The following is a 1,326-nucleotide window of genomic DNA, read 5'->3' as shown; positions in this document are numbered from 1 at the left end:
GTGTAACTGGACGGAGCATTGACGTGTACCACGATTGCCGAATAGGCATCTATACTGTTAATGTCACGCGGAGCCGAGTTCAAAGCCGCAGCGATGGTTTCGGGAGTATGAGGTTCCGTAAACTTATCATCATTCTTCATGAAATAGCGGAACGAAACGACCGGTGCATCTCCTGCAAAGAAATAAGCGCCCTGCCATTTGGCATATCCCAGATAGTTCATATACAAGAATCCTTTCATATCGGGCAAGTTGCCGGTGTGCCGCTTCATAAATGTTTCATACGAACCGGCATACGAACCGGTGAATAGTTCCGCATCGTCCATCAGTACCATATACTGCATTCCGCAATCTTTCAACATTCCATTCGTCATACGGAAATAGTCGGCTACAAACTCATGATGAGACGGGAATGTATAACCCGCACCGGACAATGCTCCGACATAACAATTGGTTGCCGGCAGATTTTTCTGATACCAGTTGTGCACCGGAACCATATTGGTGCGCAGAGTCGGGGGATACATCCAGGTAAGCGGAATCTCATGCGCACGCGGATGCGAGATATAGGTATTCCGGGAAAACAAATCGAGCATATAGGACGTATTGTCTCCGTCACTGAATACGATTGTGGCATAATGCACGCCCGTTCGTGCCGGGACTTCCACAGGCGAAGCCGGTCGGTCATACGGTTTCAACTGTTTGGATGACAGGATGGAAAGGCTCATGGTGTTGATACCCGGCACGGTATATACTCCATTATGTTCGCATCCGAACCGCACATCCATGCGTTCAAGATTATAGGGTACTCCCCAACCATAATGAGGCGAATTGGGTTTCAACATATAATAAAGCTTTTGCAACACAGTACCGTCACTTTTGGCATTGCTACACCAGGGATATCGGTTCGCTATGGCAAAATCGACCATTGTCCACGGGAAAGAAGCATTGTTCACAATCGCATTCAAGTTGAATTGTGAAGAATGTTGTTTTATATAGTCAGCCAGCCAAGCCTCATCCTTATCCCTCACGTCGGCCAGTTTCTGCAGACTGTTATAAGGAGCTTTAGAGGCCAGATCCGTTGTCAGTATCACAGCATCAAGCACTCCTGCAAGGCTTGCAGCAATGTATGTTTTCTCCAATTTATCATCCACCAATACATACCCTTTCGCTCTGTTCAGGAACAAAGAAGTTATCTCCGACAGGCTTTTCTTCGTAAAGGTATAACCGGAGGCTTTCATTTCAGTCATCCATTTGACGTATGCCGGACCGGAGTGAAGAAAGATTTCGGGACTGCTGCGATTCACAAGTCCGGCAAGCGAAGCCAGATAG

The 1,326-nt window shown here is 47.2% G+C and carries 1 protein-coding gene; it reads right to left on the bottom strand.

Features of this window, described 5'->3' with window-relative positions; genetic code table 11:
* Positions 1–1,326: GxGYxYP domain-containing protein (locus tag AB5935_RS24020; RefSeq protein ID WP_368327660.1), on the bottom strand; the 1,326-nt coding region annotated here is incomplete at both ends.

The sequence above is a fragment of the Phocaeicola sp. RTP21198st1_B8_RTP21198_201120 genome, assembly GCF_040929485.1.
In the GTDB taxonomy this organism is placed as follows: Bacteria; Bacteroidota; Bacteroidia; order Bacteroidales; family Bacteroidaceae; genus Phocaeicola; species Phocaeicola dorei.
Note: the sequence above shows the minus strand (reverse complement) of the source record. Positions and strands in the feature narration are given on the sequence as shown.